Consider the following 13,943-nt stretch of genomic DNA (forward strand, 5'->3'; position numbering starts at 1 on the left):
CTTAGTTTACCTCCACATTAAAGTAGAATTTTTCTGCTGCATCCACAGGCTGCACGGCGAGGTCAATTAAAAAGCCGTCGCGGTCTTCATTAAGGCCGATTGTAATGTCTTTGTCTGAATCAAAGTTAGCGATGCCGCCCGCATCTTGAAGCGTTGTTAAATATTGAATAATCATCGTTTTGACGAATTGAAGGCCGTCGTTTGTCGCTGGAAGATCGCTTCCGGTGCCTTTTTTCGATTTAATTAAGGCTTTCAGTTCACGTGTCAAATCGTTATTCACCGCATCAAGCACACGGACGATTTTGTTTTTCGCGAACTTTTTGTTTTTCTCTGCCGTAAATGTCACCAATGAGTTGATATCTTTTTCAACGCTGACTGACTTATCACGGGCGTCATAAGAGAAAAGGAATTCACCTTTGGAAAGGCGTTCGATCACTTCATCATGAGTCAGACGATGCAGCACATCAACCGCGCCTTCGTATTCAACGAAAGTTAAGGACTGATTAAATGCAGCGCCGGCACTTGCGCCTGCCACCCACGCGGTCGCATCTTCAGCTTTAATTTCGGTTCCGTCTTCAAGCAGGACGCCCTCAGTCACATTGATGATACCTTCGTAATCTCCGTTGTAATGGGCAGTCACCCCTTGCACTTTCTGTCCCTGCGCATCGCGAAGGCGTTTAATGAATGCGGCAAATGTCGCTTTCAGCTGATCGTTATCCGCGACAGGAAGAGCGATGACATCGAAATTCTCCGTTTCAGCCGCAGCTAAAAAATCCGTATAGTCTGAGTTGACCGGCGCTTTATCAGTTCCTCCCGCAAGACGGATGCCTGCCTGAGGATTTAACGTTTCTCCGGACTCTTCGTCAGTGCCTGTCAGCGGGATGGAAGCCGACAGCTCGCCCGTTCCCGTGAATGTGACATAGCCGTTCGCTTTTAACTCCTCGGCCTTTTTCACCGTTTGTTTGTCAACTTCCGCTTCATCCATGTATGTGGTCACATCGAAAGCAGTCTGGTCAAGGACGTTCTCACTGATGCGGATGATGATGTCATTTCCTTTTGAACCGCCGTACAAAGCGGTTGCTTTTACACCTTGCGAAAGATCGGCGCTCGCTCTGATTCCCTCTGTCAGACGGTACATCAAAACGGTTTTTGCTTTCTTTTTCGCCTCGCGCAGCAGAATCAGTGACGGATCTTCAATACTGAGCCCCACTTTTTTATTCAAATCTTCAATGCTTGAAATAGAGACGAATGTTTTCGCTTCCCCCCAGTTAGATGCGACGGGAAGGGCGACAATCCCCCGTTCACCGATTGTGACCCGCTCCTGGGCAGTTGTCTTAAAGTTAAAATAGATCCCGGCACGTTCTTTTTCTTTCCCTTGCGTAAATGTTCCGCCGTTCATTATTGCATGACCTCCTTGGTTAAAAATGCTTGAATGTAAGTCTGGGCTTGCGCTTTTGTCATTTGTTTCTGCTTCACGCCGAATAAAGCCCCCTGGAGAATCTCAGGTTTTACGCCGAAAAGCTCCTTTGCGTGCTTTGTTAAATCCGCCGTGTCAAAAAGAACGGCTCTTTCTGCCGTTGCGGCGTTTTTCTTTTTATGTTCTTTCACTTTTGTTTCACCCCGCTGTTAATGTCCACATCCCGCAGTGCGGGAGATGTTTGTTTCTGATAGTAGTAGCGGCTCGTCCAGCGGATGGTGATCACTGCCTCGCCTTTGTCTCCGACTCTTGTTTCGATACGGCTGATGCGGACGAAATCACCCGTATCCTCTCCTGATTCCGTAAGCAGCGGAATGATCTGTCTTGATTCTCTCACCGCATCAGCAATCCGGTCGGCTGCAGAGAGCGCCTGCACCGAGTCAGCATGAAACAGCTTCACATTCAGACTGTATGTCTTCTTAAAGGTGGAGACTGTGTCATTCTCGTCAAAAACATACGGGGGCGGGATGTAAAGGGACGGTACCTGAAATTGTTCAGGCAGTTCATTTTCATATACGGGCACGCCGCACTGCTGATACAAAAAAGCGGCGATTGAACCGGTCTCGCGATTCATCCGTTATCTCCCCCTAACGTGCTGAGCCACTGATTGAAGCGCTTGTCCAGCGAACCGGCGAAGATGGTTTCATACATAAGAAGGGCTTTGTCCCAAAACCCATTCCCGCTGATCCACTGTTTTTTGAGCGCCATTCCGGTTGAAGCTGACGGATCATAGATGAACCGGGAGCCTTGAAAATACCCGGGCACCCATCTGACATTTTCATCTGAGACGGTCCAATGCCCGTCATTTATGAATGAGGCATACTCTACATTGGTGCCGATTTCAAGGGTCAGACCCCCGTTTTCAATGATCCATACATGATCCTGCGCTCCTTTTCGGAAGGAAGACAGCAGGTTTTCTGTATCAATCCCTCCCGAATGCATAAGCTCCTCCCGTACCAGGTCGAGAAAATCCTCTCCTGATTGTTCCAGCCATCCGCCAGCCTGACGGGCAAATTCTCCGGATGATGCCTTTTGCAGCGACCGATTCCATTTTTCCAGGCTCATTTTGCTCATAGTCTGTCATCTCTCACAGCAATGGCCTCCCAATGGTGCTGTCTTGCTTTCTTCGGCATTTCCAAAATATACGCCTGTCCTTCCCAAATGATTTTGTCATTCACACGCACTGCAGCCTCTTTCGGAAAATGAACGAGAAACCGCTGATATACTTTATGATCAGGCGCAAGCTGAATAAGCCGCTGCTGTTTTTCAACAAACAGGCACGGCACCTCTTCAGCGTCGGGAACGTCCGGATAAGTAAAAACAGGCTGGAGCTTTTCAGCGGGAATGCCGAAGCGCCCGGCCTTCGGAACTGACACCGTCTCATGATAAATATCGCATCTGTCAGTGAGCAGCCGTTCATAGCTCATAACGGTCTCACCTTAGCGCTTATAGAAACCGGGGAATAGCCCGGCGCGATATATTCACAGAGCAGATGGTATACCGCCGGTTTTCGGATTCCGCCTTCACCCGACACTGTATAGGAATAGTCGCCTATCTTTTCAGATTGATAGGCGGAAGCGGCGGCTTCATTCTGATTGATCAGCGCAAAATATTGAGAAAGCTTTAATAACGCAAGCTTAACCTTCTCGGGAAGCGGTGAGTAAACAGGATCAGTGAACGAGTGCCCCGCCATTCTGGCCGCTTCCGCTTCCGCCTCCAGAATGTCCTGTATAAGCAGCGGCTCCGGCCTGTTTTTGACTTCATCATAAACTGAATATGAGACAACGTCAGACGGCTGAATTAACATAACTGCCACCCCCGGCTTATTCTTTAACGTTTACGATTTTGGCGCTTGCATCTTCTTCTTCAAATTTGCTGTCAAGTTTAGCCGTCAGTACGATAATAAATTTGCGGCTGCGGATATCTTTATCTACTTCGATTCTGATATTCCGTGAAAAACCGAGAATGATATTTTTCGGGTGAGTCAAAATGATGTCAGACGCATCGTACTGGGAGTCACCTTCTCCGACTGAGTACGGCTGCAGATTGGAAACCCCTTTGACCGGAACGCCGAATGCTGAGGATAAACCGCCCTGCACCGCAAGATCCCCCAGGTTGGTCTGACGGTCAGCCACACGGTCTTTCCATTCAATCTCCATGCCTTGAGACGTGTAAAATCTGAATTCCTGAGGCAGGCGTAAATATTTTGCCGGAATGGCTTTTAAACCTTTTTTAAATGTAGCTCTGGACAGTTCTTCCCCGTTTCCGTCGATGACGTGAGACACAGTCTGTTTACGGATTCCGTCAAGCTGTGCCAAATACGGATCAGAAGAAGATGTATCGCCGTTTACGACAAGCTCTTCAATATCGACTGCCGCCCGCTCCGCTAAAATCTGCATGATCGTCTGCTGCAGACCGTCTTTTTCAATGTTGTTTTCAAGCGTGTCATAGGTGATGTTAATTTCCGCAATGACTTCTTTCGTATTCAGCTGCACCGTACTTGTTGCCGGGACGGTCAGCTGATCCTCCGTTAAGGCTTTTCCTTCCTCAGCGGCACGCAGAATACGCTGGCCGAAACCGATTTTTTCAAATTTCTGCGAGTCGTTTTCCATTTGAATCACACGTGATTCGCTGAAAATGGTCGGCGTGTTCTGCACCATGCGGATAAATGCTGAAGCTTGTGCGGGATTCATTAAACCGCCGCTTTTTAAAGCGGAAAGTGACATTTCCGCCTTTCTGATGATATCTTGATTTCTCACTAACAGTTCCTCCTTCTGACTGGGCTTAAAGCAGTCCGCTCCAAATGGATTTTTTAACAGGTTCTTGGCCGCCCGTCTCTTCTTCCGGCTGCTTTGAAGCGCCTCTTGCTTTTTCAAGCGCTTCGATGCGTTTAATAATCGGCGCCAGCATGTCCTCGACAAGCGTTTTCAGCTTTTCTTCATCAGACTGTGCAGGCGCCCCGTCTTTGTCTTCCGTATTTTGCTCCATACTGTCAAGCCGCTTTAAGAGCGGGTGCAGCGCGTGTTCAATCGATTCTCTTACATCATCTTTTCTCATCTTGTTCAAGTCCTCTCCCTTGCGGTATCTTGATTTGCGGTCACGGTCGAGAAATTGCTTGACCGCGCCGATTAAGCCGGCTTGCTTTTCTGCCGGCTCCTCGTAAACATCAGCGGTTCCCGCCATGCTGTAGCCTGTAATGACACCTGCTTTAATCTGATCCCATACTTCATCGGAGGCTTTGGTGACAAGAACCCAAGATCCTTTCCGGATTACAGCATTCCCGATTTCAAAGTCATCCGGGGCGACGTACGACTCCACCACCTCGCCGGTTCCGCCTTCAAAATTATGATTTGTATCAATGTTGCGGGCGTCCGCCAAAAAACCGTGAGCGGCCTTTTCAATCTCTTCGGCCGTCATATAATCGCCATGGGCATCCGGGACATCCGGCTCGTAAACGATGCCGTAGACAAGCTTCTGTTCATCCGGTTCGCTTTTTGTAAACACCTGCACCTTTTTTTCAAATGACGGAAGACCGGCTGCTTTTGTGAAAAAAAATTCCGTTTGATTCGCCGCTTTATCGACATAGCTCACAAAACTGATGACAGCATTTCTTAATTCTCTCGGCACGAGATGTTTTCACCCCCTTTCAAGATTGCTCTTTTTTCCCTTTCAGCACCGGCCGGCTGTAGTACTCTTCCGGCCATTCCTCAAGCGTTTTGCCGAGCACTCTTCCGGCCAGATCACGGAGGTCATTAGGAGAAACGGCACCGGCGGAGATAAATGGCGTAAGCACCTTTGCAATTTCAAGCGGATCGCGAAAATCAGGCCCTTTTAATGTGAGTTGTACATCGTGAAGCCCCAGTTCAGGCAAAAATAACGTATTGAGCTTATTAATCAGCGTTTTCCGCTCCGGCTGAAACACCTGCTCCTCCGTGATTTTGCGTGCCGTATCGGCTGTGGCTTTGTTGTATTCCTGCGCCTCGCCCGTATAAAGCGGCGGGAGACGAAACGCGGATCGGAGTTTATTTCTGCTTTTGTCGTCATATTCAAGAAACAGCGCATCCTCCTGCAGAATTTCCGCAAGTGATTTAATTTCCACAGACACAGGCGCAATGTCTTCGCCTCCGTGAAGGTCTTTTTCCTTCGCAATGCCTTCCGCCTCAATCAGCAGAAATTTGTGGGCGTTTTCCACCCCTTCAAGGTCATTCATATAATCGTGTAGCTCTTTGTACGATGCTTCAGACAGCATGCCGTTTTCAACCGTAATGGCGGCTGGCACGTGGCGGCCCTGTTTGAAATACATAAAATTCAGTTCTTCCGCTTTCCGGGCGCCGTACAAGTTGACGATATTGCCGACCCAGCGCGGAATACCATACGTGCCGCTTCCGATTTTCAAGTGAACGGCTTCATTTGCCCTGTACTTTTCAGGCAGGGTTTTTACGTATTCGCCGGTTCTCATGTCCATCATGCGGGGATCGCCGTATTCCTTGAAAAACACTTTCCGTCCGTTCAGCATCTGAACATATTTACGGAACCGTTTTTGCCTTTTAATCGTTTTGGATGCGCCGTTTTCTTCATAGGAAAACGCGACCTCAACAGGATCAGTCACACCGCATACCCGCATATGCTTTACATCCAGATATTCAATCCCCGCCGGTTTTCCCAGCCCGTCCCGGAGCACCTCAAGAAAACCGTTGCCTGTTTTTTCGCGGTCTTCAATCGCATATCCGAGGATCGTCTCAGCCGATTCATCAAAATGAAGACATTTGTAAAAGCTCTCCAGCTTCATCCAGTTTTTTTCGGCCCGCGCCTTTTTGCCCGGGGAGCAATCTGAACTATTTACGTCAAAGGTATATTCCACATCGAATCCAAAACCCGTAATATTGACCCGGTATGCATCAATGCACTGCTGAAGAATGGTCGAATATTCAGCGATCGTTTTCAGCTCGATCAGATTATAGGGCGGTGAAATGATATCTTCTCCGTACAGATCGGCAAATTGATCTTCGTGCATCTGCCTTGCCTGCGGCGCGGCCATTTTTGATTTAATGACGGTGGCTCTAACGTTTTGATTGTTGGGCAACGTTTACCTCCTCCTTTCCCGATTCGGACGCATCCGTTTTTGCGATGACTCTTTCAGATCCGCCGCGTCATAATCATCCAGCGCGTACCAAATGGCTGAAAGTGTGTGGGGATCAATTGAAAACTCATCTTCCGACAGAGCGCCGTTTTTGTTTTTCGCATATGTTAAGTTTTGCAATTCGCGGATCGTATTTTCACAGCTGTCTGAGCAATAGATGTGTCTGAACCGTTTCAGCTTTTTCGTATACTGGAGCCTTGAGCCGGGAAATTTTTTGGCCGCGACCATGCAAAAGCCCTGCCTGCGGAAATATTGGATGCTTTTCGGCTCGGCCGAATCCGCCTTGATCAGCTCTTTTTGATCCGCCAATTCCTGAAGCTCTTCAGCTGTCTGGTCATCGGTCATTTTGTTTTTGTAATACTCCCAGAAAATATAAAGCTCTTTTTGATCGGGATCGACGGCAAGCCGGATGACCGCATTGTATGACTCTTCAAAACCGAAATCCATGCCCGTCCGAAACAGAGGGCGCCTGATGGCGGCAATCCGCTCTGTTACTTCGTTGTGCTCCAGGACCTGAAATTGCGGAAATACACGGATGCCGTTCACGCCGAACTGTCCTTTGCGGGCGATCCGGTACAAATCGGGATCGTATTGCTGTAAGCTGTCCAGCTGTCTAATATAGCTTTTCGGCAAAAACAGATTGTCGCACGCTGTGGAATGATGGTAATACGTATCTCCCTTAACGACGGTGCCTTTTTCATACAGCATCTGATCATCCAAAACGAACCGTTTTTTTTGCTCATCACGAAAAAAATGCCGGTACGTCCAATTGGAAGTGCCGACGGGATTTGTGGTGCATATCATATGAAGCGAAAGCTCAGGATGACGCAGACGGCCGATCAGCTCCTTAAAGCCTTCATATTTCACTTCTGAGCATTCTTCAATCCAAATCAGAGAAATATGATGAATGGATTTCAATTTGGCCGGGTTGTCCATCCCCTTAAACATAATCCGGCTTCCGTTTGAAAATCTCAGCTGCATCGGTGAAGATACGGCCTTTACGGCATGTCCCAGCTCAAGCTCCTCGATAATGTCCTCAAACAAGGCAAAGGTAGAATCTCTGTGCGTATCGAAAACTTCCCGCACCACAAGCGCCGTCCGCTTTTCACGAAGCAGCTTCAAGATGATTTTCAGCGCGGTATGATAGCTTTTTGACGACCCATAGCCTCCGACGAGAAATTGGTACGTTTCATTCCAATTGAACAAATAATCTTCAAAGCGCGGGTTGACCGCTTTTTCAATCATGGCCGTTCCTCTTTCCGCGTAATGACAATGTCAATCGGCTTTTGGCTGTCTTCTGATTTTTCCAGCTTCTGCTGCGCCAGCTTTAATTTTTCATTTTCGATTTTTTGTTTAAATTGATCGGGGAAAAGGTCAAAGTACAAAGACAGCTTTTCAAGAGCCTTCATTTTGTCGGCAAGTTTGATTGCAATGCCTTCTTTCCCGAGTTTTGCCTCCGTGACGATTGTTCCGTCCAGCAGATTCGAATCTTTAACATCAACGTAGCTGATCTCCTGCATAATCGGATTATCATTTTCGTCAAAGAGCGGCCCTGATTTTCCGAAGGCCTGAACCTCTTTTTTTCCGAAGGTTACATAATCGGTAATGTCGGCAAAAGCGATTTTCACATAGACTTGAAGAACGTCCATCGCTTCGACAAACACTTTATTGACCATTTCCTTTTTCATGCGGCTGATTTCTTTGGCGACTTTTTCGTTTTTTAACAGCCTGCTTCCCGTGACATGCGCGCTTTCCGGTGAATACCCGGCTTTTATCGCAGATTGGGTGGCGTTAAAGCTTTTCACATAATAAAGACAAAACAGCCGCTGCCGTTCGTTTAACTCATCACTTTCGGCCGGGGCGATTTTCCCGCCGCTTTCCGCGTTATTATCGAGCGCCTCGTCCCAGCGCCCTTCTTTTTTCCATCTGCCGATCGTTCTTGCGGATACGCCTGATTTGCCGGCAAGGGCGCGATTTGTGATGCGGCCTTTATGAGACTGATAGATTGTAAATGCCTGTTCTCTTTTTGCGTTTTTCATGCTACGGCATCACCGCCACCTCCGACATGGATGTCTATAATAAAAAGCGGCTTCTTCCGGGCCGCTTTTTGTAATCGTCTGTTCACTTCTAAGTGGCAAACGTATGACAACATTTTAAGCAGGCGACTGATTTCTTTGTTCCTGCTGTTTTTGAATTTTTAGAAGCGCCCGTTTGACCGTCGTCTGTACGGTTGATTTTTTTACATTCAGCAATGCGGCGATCCGTTCATATGAAAAGCATTCCGCTTTGTGGAGCAGCAGTATTTCTTTTTCTCTTTCCGTTAAAACGGCTAATGCTTCCCGCAGTCTGATTCTGTCTTCTTCAGTCACATTCCCGGAAGGTTCGAACATCAGCGCCTGTGAATAGGTATCTATGATGCTCGGATCTTTAATCAGCATCCTCTGATAAGCGTCTCTGCGGTCTATTGCTCTTCTTATGCCGGGCTGCCGGCCTTTTTCAAGCCATTCGGTGATATATTCCAAATCTGTAATGATCGTTCTGATGATTTTTTTATCTTTCAGTTCTTCTGAAGTCAGCGCCGCTTCATCGGCTTCCCCCAGCTGCTTGTACCATTTTTTCGTCTCTTTCAGCGTGCGTTTATATTCAAATAGTAAGTCTTCCATCATAGATCCTCCTCTTTTTCGGACAAAAAAAGGACACCAACCAATGCGCAGCATATGCGCGATTGATCAGTGTCCGCAGGCTTTCCGTCTTGGACGTATTTTGTTTTCTCGATTAATTCAATTTAAAGCCGATTTCATATTCGACACGGGCCAGGTCGCCTTTTCTCGTTTCGACAAGCGTTTTGCCGTGCTCCGGCGCCTCGGCGAGCCAGGCTTCATTCTTCAGCCCGTCTACAATAATCACCCGCACCTTGCCTTCTTCCAGCTGGCTTTTTAATGTTGTATGTTCAATGTCTGACAGTTTTTTAGGATTCATGTTTTACGTCCTCCGTCTTTTTCAGGATATTCACTTCATGTATGAGGCTTTCGAGCTCATTTATGAACGCTTCTTTTTCTTCAGCACTTTCTCCCCGGAGCAGGCGGAGAGCCGTTTCGGCCGCCTCAAAAAGTTCCGGGGCTTTCGCCATCATTGCCGCGTTGATCCGCTGTGAGTATGAACTTAAGTTGAAAACGGCCGCGATAAGCCTTCCGTTTGAATAAGGAAATTTCTCTTTTTCCGCTTCGCTGTATGCAGAATAAATGTAAATGGGTTTTTCTTCTCCGCTGTGTACGGCCCGCCACGGAGCGGGGCTGTTGTTTACTTGCAATGTTTATCCTCACTTTCCATCAGCCTCATGCCATGCTTCAATTTGCTTTTCGATCCGTTTCGCCCTGAACAGCAGGCAAAAAAGCCATTTGATATATTTATACACGTGCATCAAGCCTCGCTTTTGCGTCTTGAACCATTCGCTCAAGACGTTTAATGACCGGCATTAAATCAGTTCCTGTTTTGCAGTTCGGGTAAGGGTGAAAGACAGCGCCGATACTTGTTTCCGTCACAACGACCTTCTTTGGCCCGCACAGTTTACACATTATCTCGCCCCCTCTAATCTGTGGTTGACTTCGTATGGGTTTCCATTAATGATGACTAAATAATCGCTGCACATCTCATATATTCTTGTGCCTAATGCTTCATCAACCTGCACCAGCTCGTCACACGCCAGCTCACTCGAGATAAGAAGCGGTTTATGATTTAAATAGCGGTAATTCATAACGGCGTACATTTGTTCAATCTGCCAATCGGTCGCCCGGGGTTTTCCGTTCAGCGGTTTGAACAGATCATCAATAAAAAGCACATCCGCCCGTTTCATACGGGTCAGTTTTGTATCGAGCAGATCAAAATCATTTTTTAAATCTGTAAATCCCTCCACAAAAGGAAAATACAGCACCGGTGTCTGCTTCTGTCTCATGACATGATTGCTGAGAGCAGTCAGAAGGTGGGTTTTCCCCGATCCCGGACGCCCTAATAAGGCAATGCTGTTTTTCCGGCAGTTTTTAATCTTGTCGAAGTTGTCAGCAAATTCAAGGGCGCATTCATATGCGTCAACGATCGCCTGAGGCTTGCCCTGCGTAATAAATACTTTGAAATCCAGCTTCCGAAAAGCGCCTGTAATCTCACTTGCGCTGAGGATGCGCTCTGCTTTTCGTTCCGCGGCGCAGCGGCACTTGACCCACACATCCATGCCGAGCTGTTTTTCGAGATAACCGCCCTGATCTTTACAGAGCGGACAGTCAAAGCGGCTTTCGTCTGGTTCTTCCGGTCTGTCCGCCAGTAATGGACGTTTTCCGTTTTTCAGGTCGGCCAGTATCTGCTCGATCGTTCGTTTTGTCATGTATCGTATTCCTCTCTTTTTTTGTTGTGATTGTCCTTCCCGCAATTCGTGCATTCAAGCGGTCTTCTATAAACTTAGCGCAATAGCTGAAAGCCTTGATCGTTTCAGCTGAAGAGGTGCGCCGCTGTTCAAAAGCGGTAAAGCATTCGCCGAGCCATTTGATTGCTTCTTGTGCTGACGCGCCGAGGGAAACAATACGGGCGATGGCCTGATAATCTCTTGGCGACGGGTATACACTCCGCCCCTCCTGTGCAGACCTTAATCTGATAAAATGGGCGGCAATGTCGTTAATCGTTTCTTCAGCAGTATGATTTTTTGTTATATCTATTTCTCTCCGGACATTTTGTCCCGGTGATCTGCCGATATTGTCCGGTCAGTTGCTTCCGGGCGGGTCAATGTCCCTTTTTGCGTGAATCTTTTCGAGTGTTTTACGGAGATGATAAGTCCGTAAGGCGCGCGGACGGTTTTGATATACTCATGCTGTTCCAAGCTCTCGAGCCACCGCCTGACGGTTTTTTCACTGACTGCCAATATATCGGCCATTTCTCTGGCTTTTATTGGCTTATGTCCGAGGACAACCCCCCACTTGACGCCGTCTTTTACGTGTTCCTTTGTCGTTGAACTGATGAACCATAAAAACAGCCATAAAGCGGAACCTATTTTGTCATAATGTTCAGAATTCAATAATCCGGAATAGATAAAAAACGGGTAGCTTTTACGATTCATAACGGACATCTCCGTTTTTCTTCAAACTTATATAGTGTTCATACTGCAATCGGTTATCAAATCGGAACACCGGAAGTCCGCAAGCGGTAAAAGATATCGACCCGCCTGCTTTTCCTAAACTTCTTTGGTCAGCCGGATTGCTGCTGAAACGGATGATAATCGGATGCATCTCTCACCCTCCTGATCAATTTCTTATCATTTTTCGATACATTTTGTATCCCTGTGATGTTGATTATAAACGATACTTTTCGTATCATCAAGACCTTTTTGATACTTTTTTTATCATATCTTTATTTCGATACATTTTGTATCTATAATGATAAGTAACTTAGGGTGTTGAAAAAAGAGAGGTCGTTCGGATGATAGGCGGAAGATTGAAAAGTCTCAGAGGAAAAAAAACGCAGGAAGAAGTCGCAAATCATATCGGTGTCTCGCGCGCCAGATATTCTCATTATGAAAACGGCCGATCTGAACCCGATTATGAAACGCTGCAAAAGCTTGCGGATTATTTCAAAGTGTCGACGGATTATTTGTTAACCGGAAAAGAACCTTCAGATGAAGACATGTTTGCCGATCCCGACCTGCAGATCGCATATCGGGACATGCAGGACTTTTCACCGGAAAGCAAACAGCAGGCCATTGAATTCATTAATTATTTAAAAGAAAAAGAGAAAAACCGCAGGCCGAAACATAAATAATTTGCTCGTTTCCTTAAAATGCTTAACGTTCAGCCGATATAATATCTGAATGTTTATTTTTGAAAGAAAAGGGAATTGATTCAAAGTCCGATCAGGGCTTTTCTTTCTCGCTTAAAAAAGAACATATGTTCGAAAGGGTGTATTCAATTGGGCGATTTTTTAACACATCTTGAGGAGTACGTCAAAAACTTATATTGCCGCATGGGAATGACCGCCCCCCTCCATATTGATATGCAAACGATTGCCAAGGAGCTTGACATTTGGATTCATTTTGAAGATACGCACAGCATGATGCTGAAGCGGGACGGCATGTACAGCATCGTCCTGAACCAAAGAAAGTCACCTGAGGAACAATGGGAGGATTTTGCACACGAGCTGTGCCATGTGCTGAAGCATACCGGGAACCACTTTTACATGAACAAGCTGTTCAGGGAACTGCAGGAATTCCAGGCCAACCATTTTATGTACCACTTCTGTGTACCGACCTTTATGCTGTTAAACATGGAGCTTCCCCAGCGGAGGAGCCACGCCGTCATTTTAATCGCAGCCGCTTTCCGGGTGACGGCATCATTTGCGGAAAAAAGGCTTGAGCTGTTTGAACGGCGTAAAGCAGGTATTCAATTTCAGAAGCGGCTCACTTGTCTGTTATCCGACAAGCGGCCAAATGTGTATTACGAAGGCAGGCAGACACACTTGCATGCCGCTGAAGAACAATCGCCGTATTTTATTGAAAATTAGCGATTCTCTGCCGGCTTAAAACGCAGCCGGCAGAATGTCATCATTTTGACATCGGAGGAAGAGCAGTGTATGAAAGCCTGCTCATTTACTCATAAAAACCGGCTTTCACGGCTTCTACATACCGAAAAAACAGATCCGTTGGCGTGTATTCTTCTCCCCGGCAGCCAAAATTGCTGAACAGCGCATTTCTCTGTGCCGTACTTACTTCCAATTGCAGCCCCATTTTCCTTTTTGTCCGATTCACAATATTCCTGGGGTTTACACCTGCCAGCCGGTCGTTCATGTCCGTCAGCTCGGCGCTAAAACCCGCTTCACGCAGCAGATCACAAATCAGTCTGGCTTTTTCCAGATCCGCGCCCCCGACGAGTGTATTTGCCGTTTCCCGATCATGGTACCCATGAAAAGCCAATGCATAGTGATGAGCGGTCACTTTTTCTAAAGCCAGCGGTTCATCAAAGCGTGTGCTTGTCAAGTGGAGGGAGCGGTTGCCGCACTGCTTTGTGCCTTCAAATAAGTAAATTGAGCTTTCGTCAGAAAATGCCCGCACCAGTTCACTGACACCGGGCTCAATTCTGCCGCCGTGGGGAGCGAGGACGATACGTTCACTTCCCTCATTTTCTTCATAGATAATTCTGTATTCCGATTCAGCAGCACAAAGAGCTGCGAAGCTGTCATATCGATCTTTCATGTTTAACATGCTCTCCTTTTTCAGTCAGCACCAGTTTACTCTACTCGTCTAGGAATGAAAACCTTTTTATCGTATGATTTGAAAGAATACGTATCAGGGGG

General features: G+C 47.0%; 20 protein-coding genes and 1 pseudogene. 2 read left to right on the forward strand and 19 right to left on the reverse strand.

The window, feature by feature from the left end; genetic code table 11:
- Nucleotide 1: 1 nt before the first annotated feature.
- The 18 genes and pseudogenes from ACQE26_RS17445 to ACQE26_RS17530 all read right to left on the reverse strand — a co-directional run bounded on the left by ACQE26_RS17445 (nt 2) and on the right by ACQE26_RS17530 (nt 11,887).
- On the reverse strand, nt 2-1,399 hold the full coding sequence (locus ACQE26_RS17445; RefSeq protein ID WP_045925721.1) for a phage tail sheath family protein: 1,398 nt from the start codon (nt 1,397-1,399) through the stop codon (nt 2-4).
- Nucleotides 1,399-1,608, reverse strand: a complete 210-nt coding sequence (locus ACQE26_RS17450) for a YqzN/YkzM domain-containing protein (RefSeq protein WP_016936445.1) — start codon at nt 1,606-1,608, stop codon at nt 1,399-1,401. Before ACQE26_RS17450 ends, ACQE26_RS17445 begins: the two co-directional genes overlap by 1 nt.
- Nucleotides 1,605-2,051 (reverse strand): hypothetical protein, encoded by a 447-nt coding sequence (locus tag ACQE26_RS17455; RefSeq protein ID WP_016936446.1) that lies wholly within the window; start codon nt 2,049-2,051, stop codon nt 1,605-1,607. The genes ACQE26_RS17450 and ACQE26_RS17455 overlap by 4 nt, the downstream gene beginning before the upstream one ends.
- Nucleotides 2,048-2,551 carry an HK97 gp10 family phage protein gene (locus tag ACQE26_RS17460; protein ID WP_500470171.1) on the reverse strand — a complete coding sequence of 168 codons (504 nt, stop codon included), beginning with the start codon at nt 2,549-2,551 and terminating at the stop codon, nt 2,048-2,050. The genes ACQE26_RS17455 and ACQE26_RS17460 overlap by 4 nt, the downstream gene beginning before the upstream one ends.
- Entirely contained in the window at nt 2,548-2,904 is a 357-nt protein-coding gene (locus ACQE26_RS17465) for a DUF3599 family protein (RefSeq protein WP_095318170.1), read from the reverse strand. Before ACQE26_RS17465 ends, ACQE26_RS17460 begins: the two co-directional genes overlap by 4 nt.
- The gene (gene yqbG, locus ACQE26_RS17470; protein ID WP_016936449.1) at nt 2,901-3,284 is read right to left on the reverse strand and encodes a protein YqbG; all 384 of its coding nucleotides are present in this window, start codon (nt 3,282-3,284) and stop codon (nt 2,901-2,903) included. The genes ACQE26_RS17465 and yqbG overlap by 4 nt, the downstream gene beginning before the upstream one ends.
- Nucleotides 3,285-3,300: 16 nt before the next feature.
- Complete coding sequence (locus ACQE26_RS17475) at nt 3,301-4,236, reverse strand: phage major capsid protein (protein ID WP_500470172.1); 936 nt, start codon at nt 4,234-4,236, stop codon at nt 3,301-3,303.
- A gap of 25 nt (nt 4,237-4,261) precedes the next feature.
- Nucleotides 4,262-5,104, reverse strand: coding sequence for an XkdF-like putative serine protease domain-containing protein (locus ACQE26_RS17480; protein ID WP_488459085.1), 843 nt, complete (start codon nt 5,102-5,104; stop codon nt 4,262-4,264).
- Nucleotides 5,105-5,123: 19 nt separating this feature from the next.
- Nucleotides 5,124-6,515: a phage portal protein gene (locus tag ACQE26_RS17485; RefSeq protein WP_500471502.1), complete on the reverse strand. Its 1,392-nt coding sequence runs from the start codon at nt 6,513-6,515 to the stop codon at nt 5,124-5,126.
- Nucleotides 6,516-6,563: 48 nt separating this feature from the next.
- Nucleotides 6,564-7,862, reverse strand: coding sequence for a PBSX family phage terminase large subunit (locus ACQE26_RS17490; RefSeq protein ID WP_500470173.1), 1,299 nt, complete (start codon nt 7,860-7,862; stop codon nt 6,564-6,566).
- Nucleotides 7,859-8,656: a terminase small subunit gene (locus ACQE26_RS17495; protein ID WP_438421695.1), complete on the reverse strand. Its 798-nt coding sequence runs from the start codon at nt 8,654-8,656 to the stop codon at nt 7,859-7,861. Before ACQE26_RS17495 ends, ACQE26_RS17490 begins: the two co-directional genes overlap by 4 nt.
- A 114-nt stretch (nt 8,657-8,770) precedes the next feature.
- Nucleotides 8,771-9,280: a sigma-70 family RNA polymerase sigma factor gene (locus ACQE26_RS17500; protein WP_060963015.1), complete on the reverse strand. Its 510-nt coding sequence runs from the start codon at nt 9,278-9,280 to the stop codon at nt 8,771-8,773.
- A 112-nt stretch (nt 9,281-9,392) separates the two neighbouring features.
- The gene (locus ACQE26_RS17505) at nt 9,393-9,596 is read right to left on the reverse strand and encodes an XtrA/YqaO family protein (RefSeq protein ID WP_045925401.1); all 204 of its coding nucleotides are present in this window, start codon (nt 9,594-9,596) and stop codon (nt 9,393-9,395) included.
- Nucleotides 9,586-9,927, reverse strand: coding sequence for an XkdD/Y8K6 family phage-associated protein (locus ACQE26_RS17510; RefSeq protein WP_060963016.1), 342 nt, complete (start codon nt 9,925-9,927; stop codon nt 9,586-9,588). The genes ACQE26_RS17505 and ACQE26_RS17510 overlap by 11 nt, the downstream gene beginning before the upstream one ends.
- A gap of 97 nt (nt 9,928-10,024) precedes the next feature.
- Nucleotides 10,025-10,192 (reverse strand): hypothetical protein, encoded by a 168-nt coding sequence (locus tag ACQE26_RS17515; RefSeq protein ID WP_500470174.1) that lies wholly within the window; start codon nt 10,190-10,192, stop codon nt 10,025-10,027.
- Nucleotides 10,192-10,992: an ATP-binding protein gene (locus ACQE26_RS17520; protein WP_500470175.1), complete on the reverse strand. Its 801-nt coding sequence runs from the start codon at nt 10,990-10,992 to the stop codon at nt 10,192-10,194. The genes ACQE26_RS17515 and ACQE26_RS17520 overlap by 1 nt, the downstream gene beginning before the upstream one ends.
- A pseudogene (locus tag ACQE26_RS17525) lies at nt 10,892-11,718 on the reverse strand (phage portal protein). The gene ACQE26_RS17520 and the pseudogene ACQE26_RS17525 overlap by 101 nt, the downstream one beginning before the upstream one ends.
- Nucleotides 11,708-11,887, reverse strand: coding sequence for a YjzJ family protein (locus ACQE26_RS17530; RefSeq protein ID WP_047475424.1), 180 nt, complete (start codon nt 11,885-11,887; stop codon nt 11,708-11,710). The pseudogene ACQE26_RS17525 and the gene ACQE26_RS17530 overlap by 11 nt, the downstream one beginning before the upstream one ends.
- A 190-nt stretch (nt 11,888-12,077) precedes the next feature.
- On the opposite strand from ACQE26_RS17530, the gene xre reads away from it, so the two are divergent.
- Nucleotides 12,078-12,416, forward strand: coding sequence for an HTH-type transcriptional regulator Xre (gene xre / locus ACQE26_RS17535; RefSeq protein WP_016936462.1), 339 nt, complete (start codon nt 12,078-12,080; stop codon nt 12,414-12,416).
- A 147-nt stretch (nt 12,417-12,563) separates the two neighbouring features.
- Entirely contained in the window at nt 12,564-13,154 is a 591-nt protein-coding gene (locus ACQE26_RS17540) for an ImmA/IrrE family metallo-endopeptidase (protein ID WP_500470176.1), read from the forward strand.
- 85 nt (nt 13,155-13,239) lie between these two features.
- Here ACQE26_RS17540 and ACQE26_RS17545 read toward each other — a convergent pair whose 3' ends face one another.
- A complete protein-coding gene (locus ACQE26_RS17545; protein ID WP_438421691.1) occupies nt 13,240-13,842 on the reverse strand; it encodes a poly-gamma-glutamate hydrolase family protein in 603 nt (200 codons plus the stop codon).
- Between the last annotated feature and the right edge of the window lie 101 nt (nt 13,843-13,943).

It is taken from the genome of Bacillus sp. 5RYD7K, assembly GCF_059831465.1.

Bases quoted from the DNA above. Each gene is read 5' to 3' on its own strand.
- ACQE26_RS17445 (WP_045925721.1), bottom strand. From the start codon at position 1,399: ATGAACGGCGGAACATTTACGCAAGGGAAAGAAAAAGAACGTGCCGGG.
- ACQE26_RS17455 (WP_016936446.1), bottom strand. From the start codon at position 2,051: ATGAATCGCGAGACCGGTTCAATCGCCGCTTTTTTGTATCAGCAGTGC.
- ACQE26_RS17460 (WP_500470171.1), bottom strand. From the start codon at position 2,551: ATGAGCAAAATGAGCCTGGAAAAATGGAATCGGTCGCTGCAAAAGGCA.
- ACQE26_RS17465 (WP_095318170.1), bottom strand. From the start codon at position 2,904: ATGAGCTATGAACGGCTGCTCACTGACAGATGCGATATTTATCATGAG.
- yqbG (WP_016936449.1), bottom strand. From the start codon at position 3,284: ATGTTAATTCAGCCGTCTGACGTTGTCTCATATTCAGTTTATGATGAA.
- ACQE26_RS17485 (WP_500471502.1), bottom strand. From the start codon at position 6,515: ATGGCCGCGCCGCAGGCAAGGCAGATGCACGAAGATCAATTTGCCGAT.
- ACQE26_RS17490 (WP_500470173.1), bottom strand. From the start codon at position 7,862: ATGATTGAAAAAGCGGTCAACCCGCGCTTTGAAGATTATTTGTTCAAT.
- ACQE26_RS17495 (WP_438421695.1), bottom strand. From the start codon at position 8,656: ATGAAAAACGCAAAAAGAGAACAGGCATTTACAATCTATCAGTCTCAT.
- ACQE26_RS17500 (WP_060963015.1), bottom strand. From the start codon at position 9,280: ATGGAAGACTTACTATTTGAATATAAACGCACGCTGAAAGAGACGAAA.
- ACQE26_RS17505 (WP_045925401.1), bottom strand. From the start codon at position 9,596: ATGAATCCTAAAAAACTGTCAGACATTGAACATACAACATTAAAAAGC.
- ACQE26_RS17515 (WP_500470174.1), bottom strand. From the start codon at position 10,192: ATGTGTAAACTGTGCGGGCCAAAGAAGGTCGTTGTGACGGAAACAAGT.
- ACQE26_RS17520 (WP_500470175.1), bottom strand. From the start codon at position 10,992: ATGACAAAACGAACGATCGAGCAGATACTGGCCGACCTGAAAAACGGA.
- ACQE26_RS17530 (WP_047475424.1), bottom strand. From the start codon at position 11,887: ATGCATCCGATTATCATCCGTTTCAGCAGCAATCCGGCTGACCAAAGA.
- xre (WP_016936462.1), top strand. From the start codon at position 12,078: ATGATAGGCGGAAGATTGAAAAGTCTCAGAGGAAAAAAAACGCAGGAA.
- ACQE26_RS17545 (WP_438421691.1), bottom strand. From the start codon at position 13,842: ATGAAAGATCGATATGACAGCTTCGCAGCTCTTTGTGCTGCTGAATCG.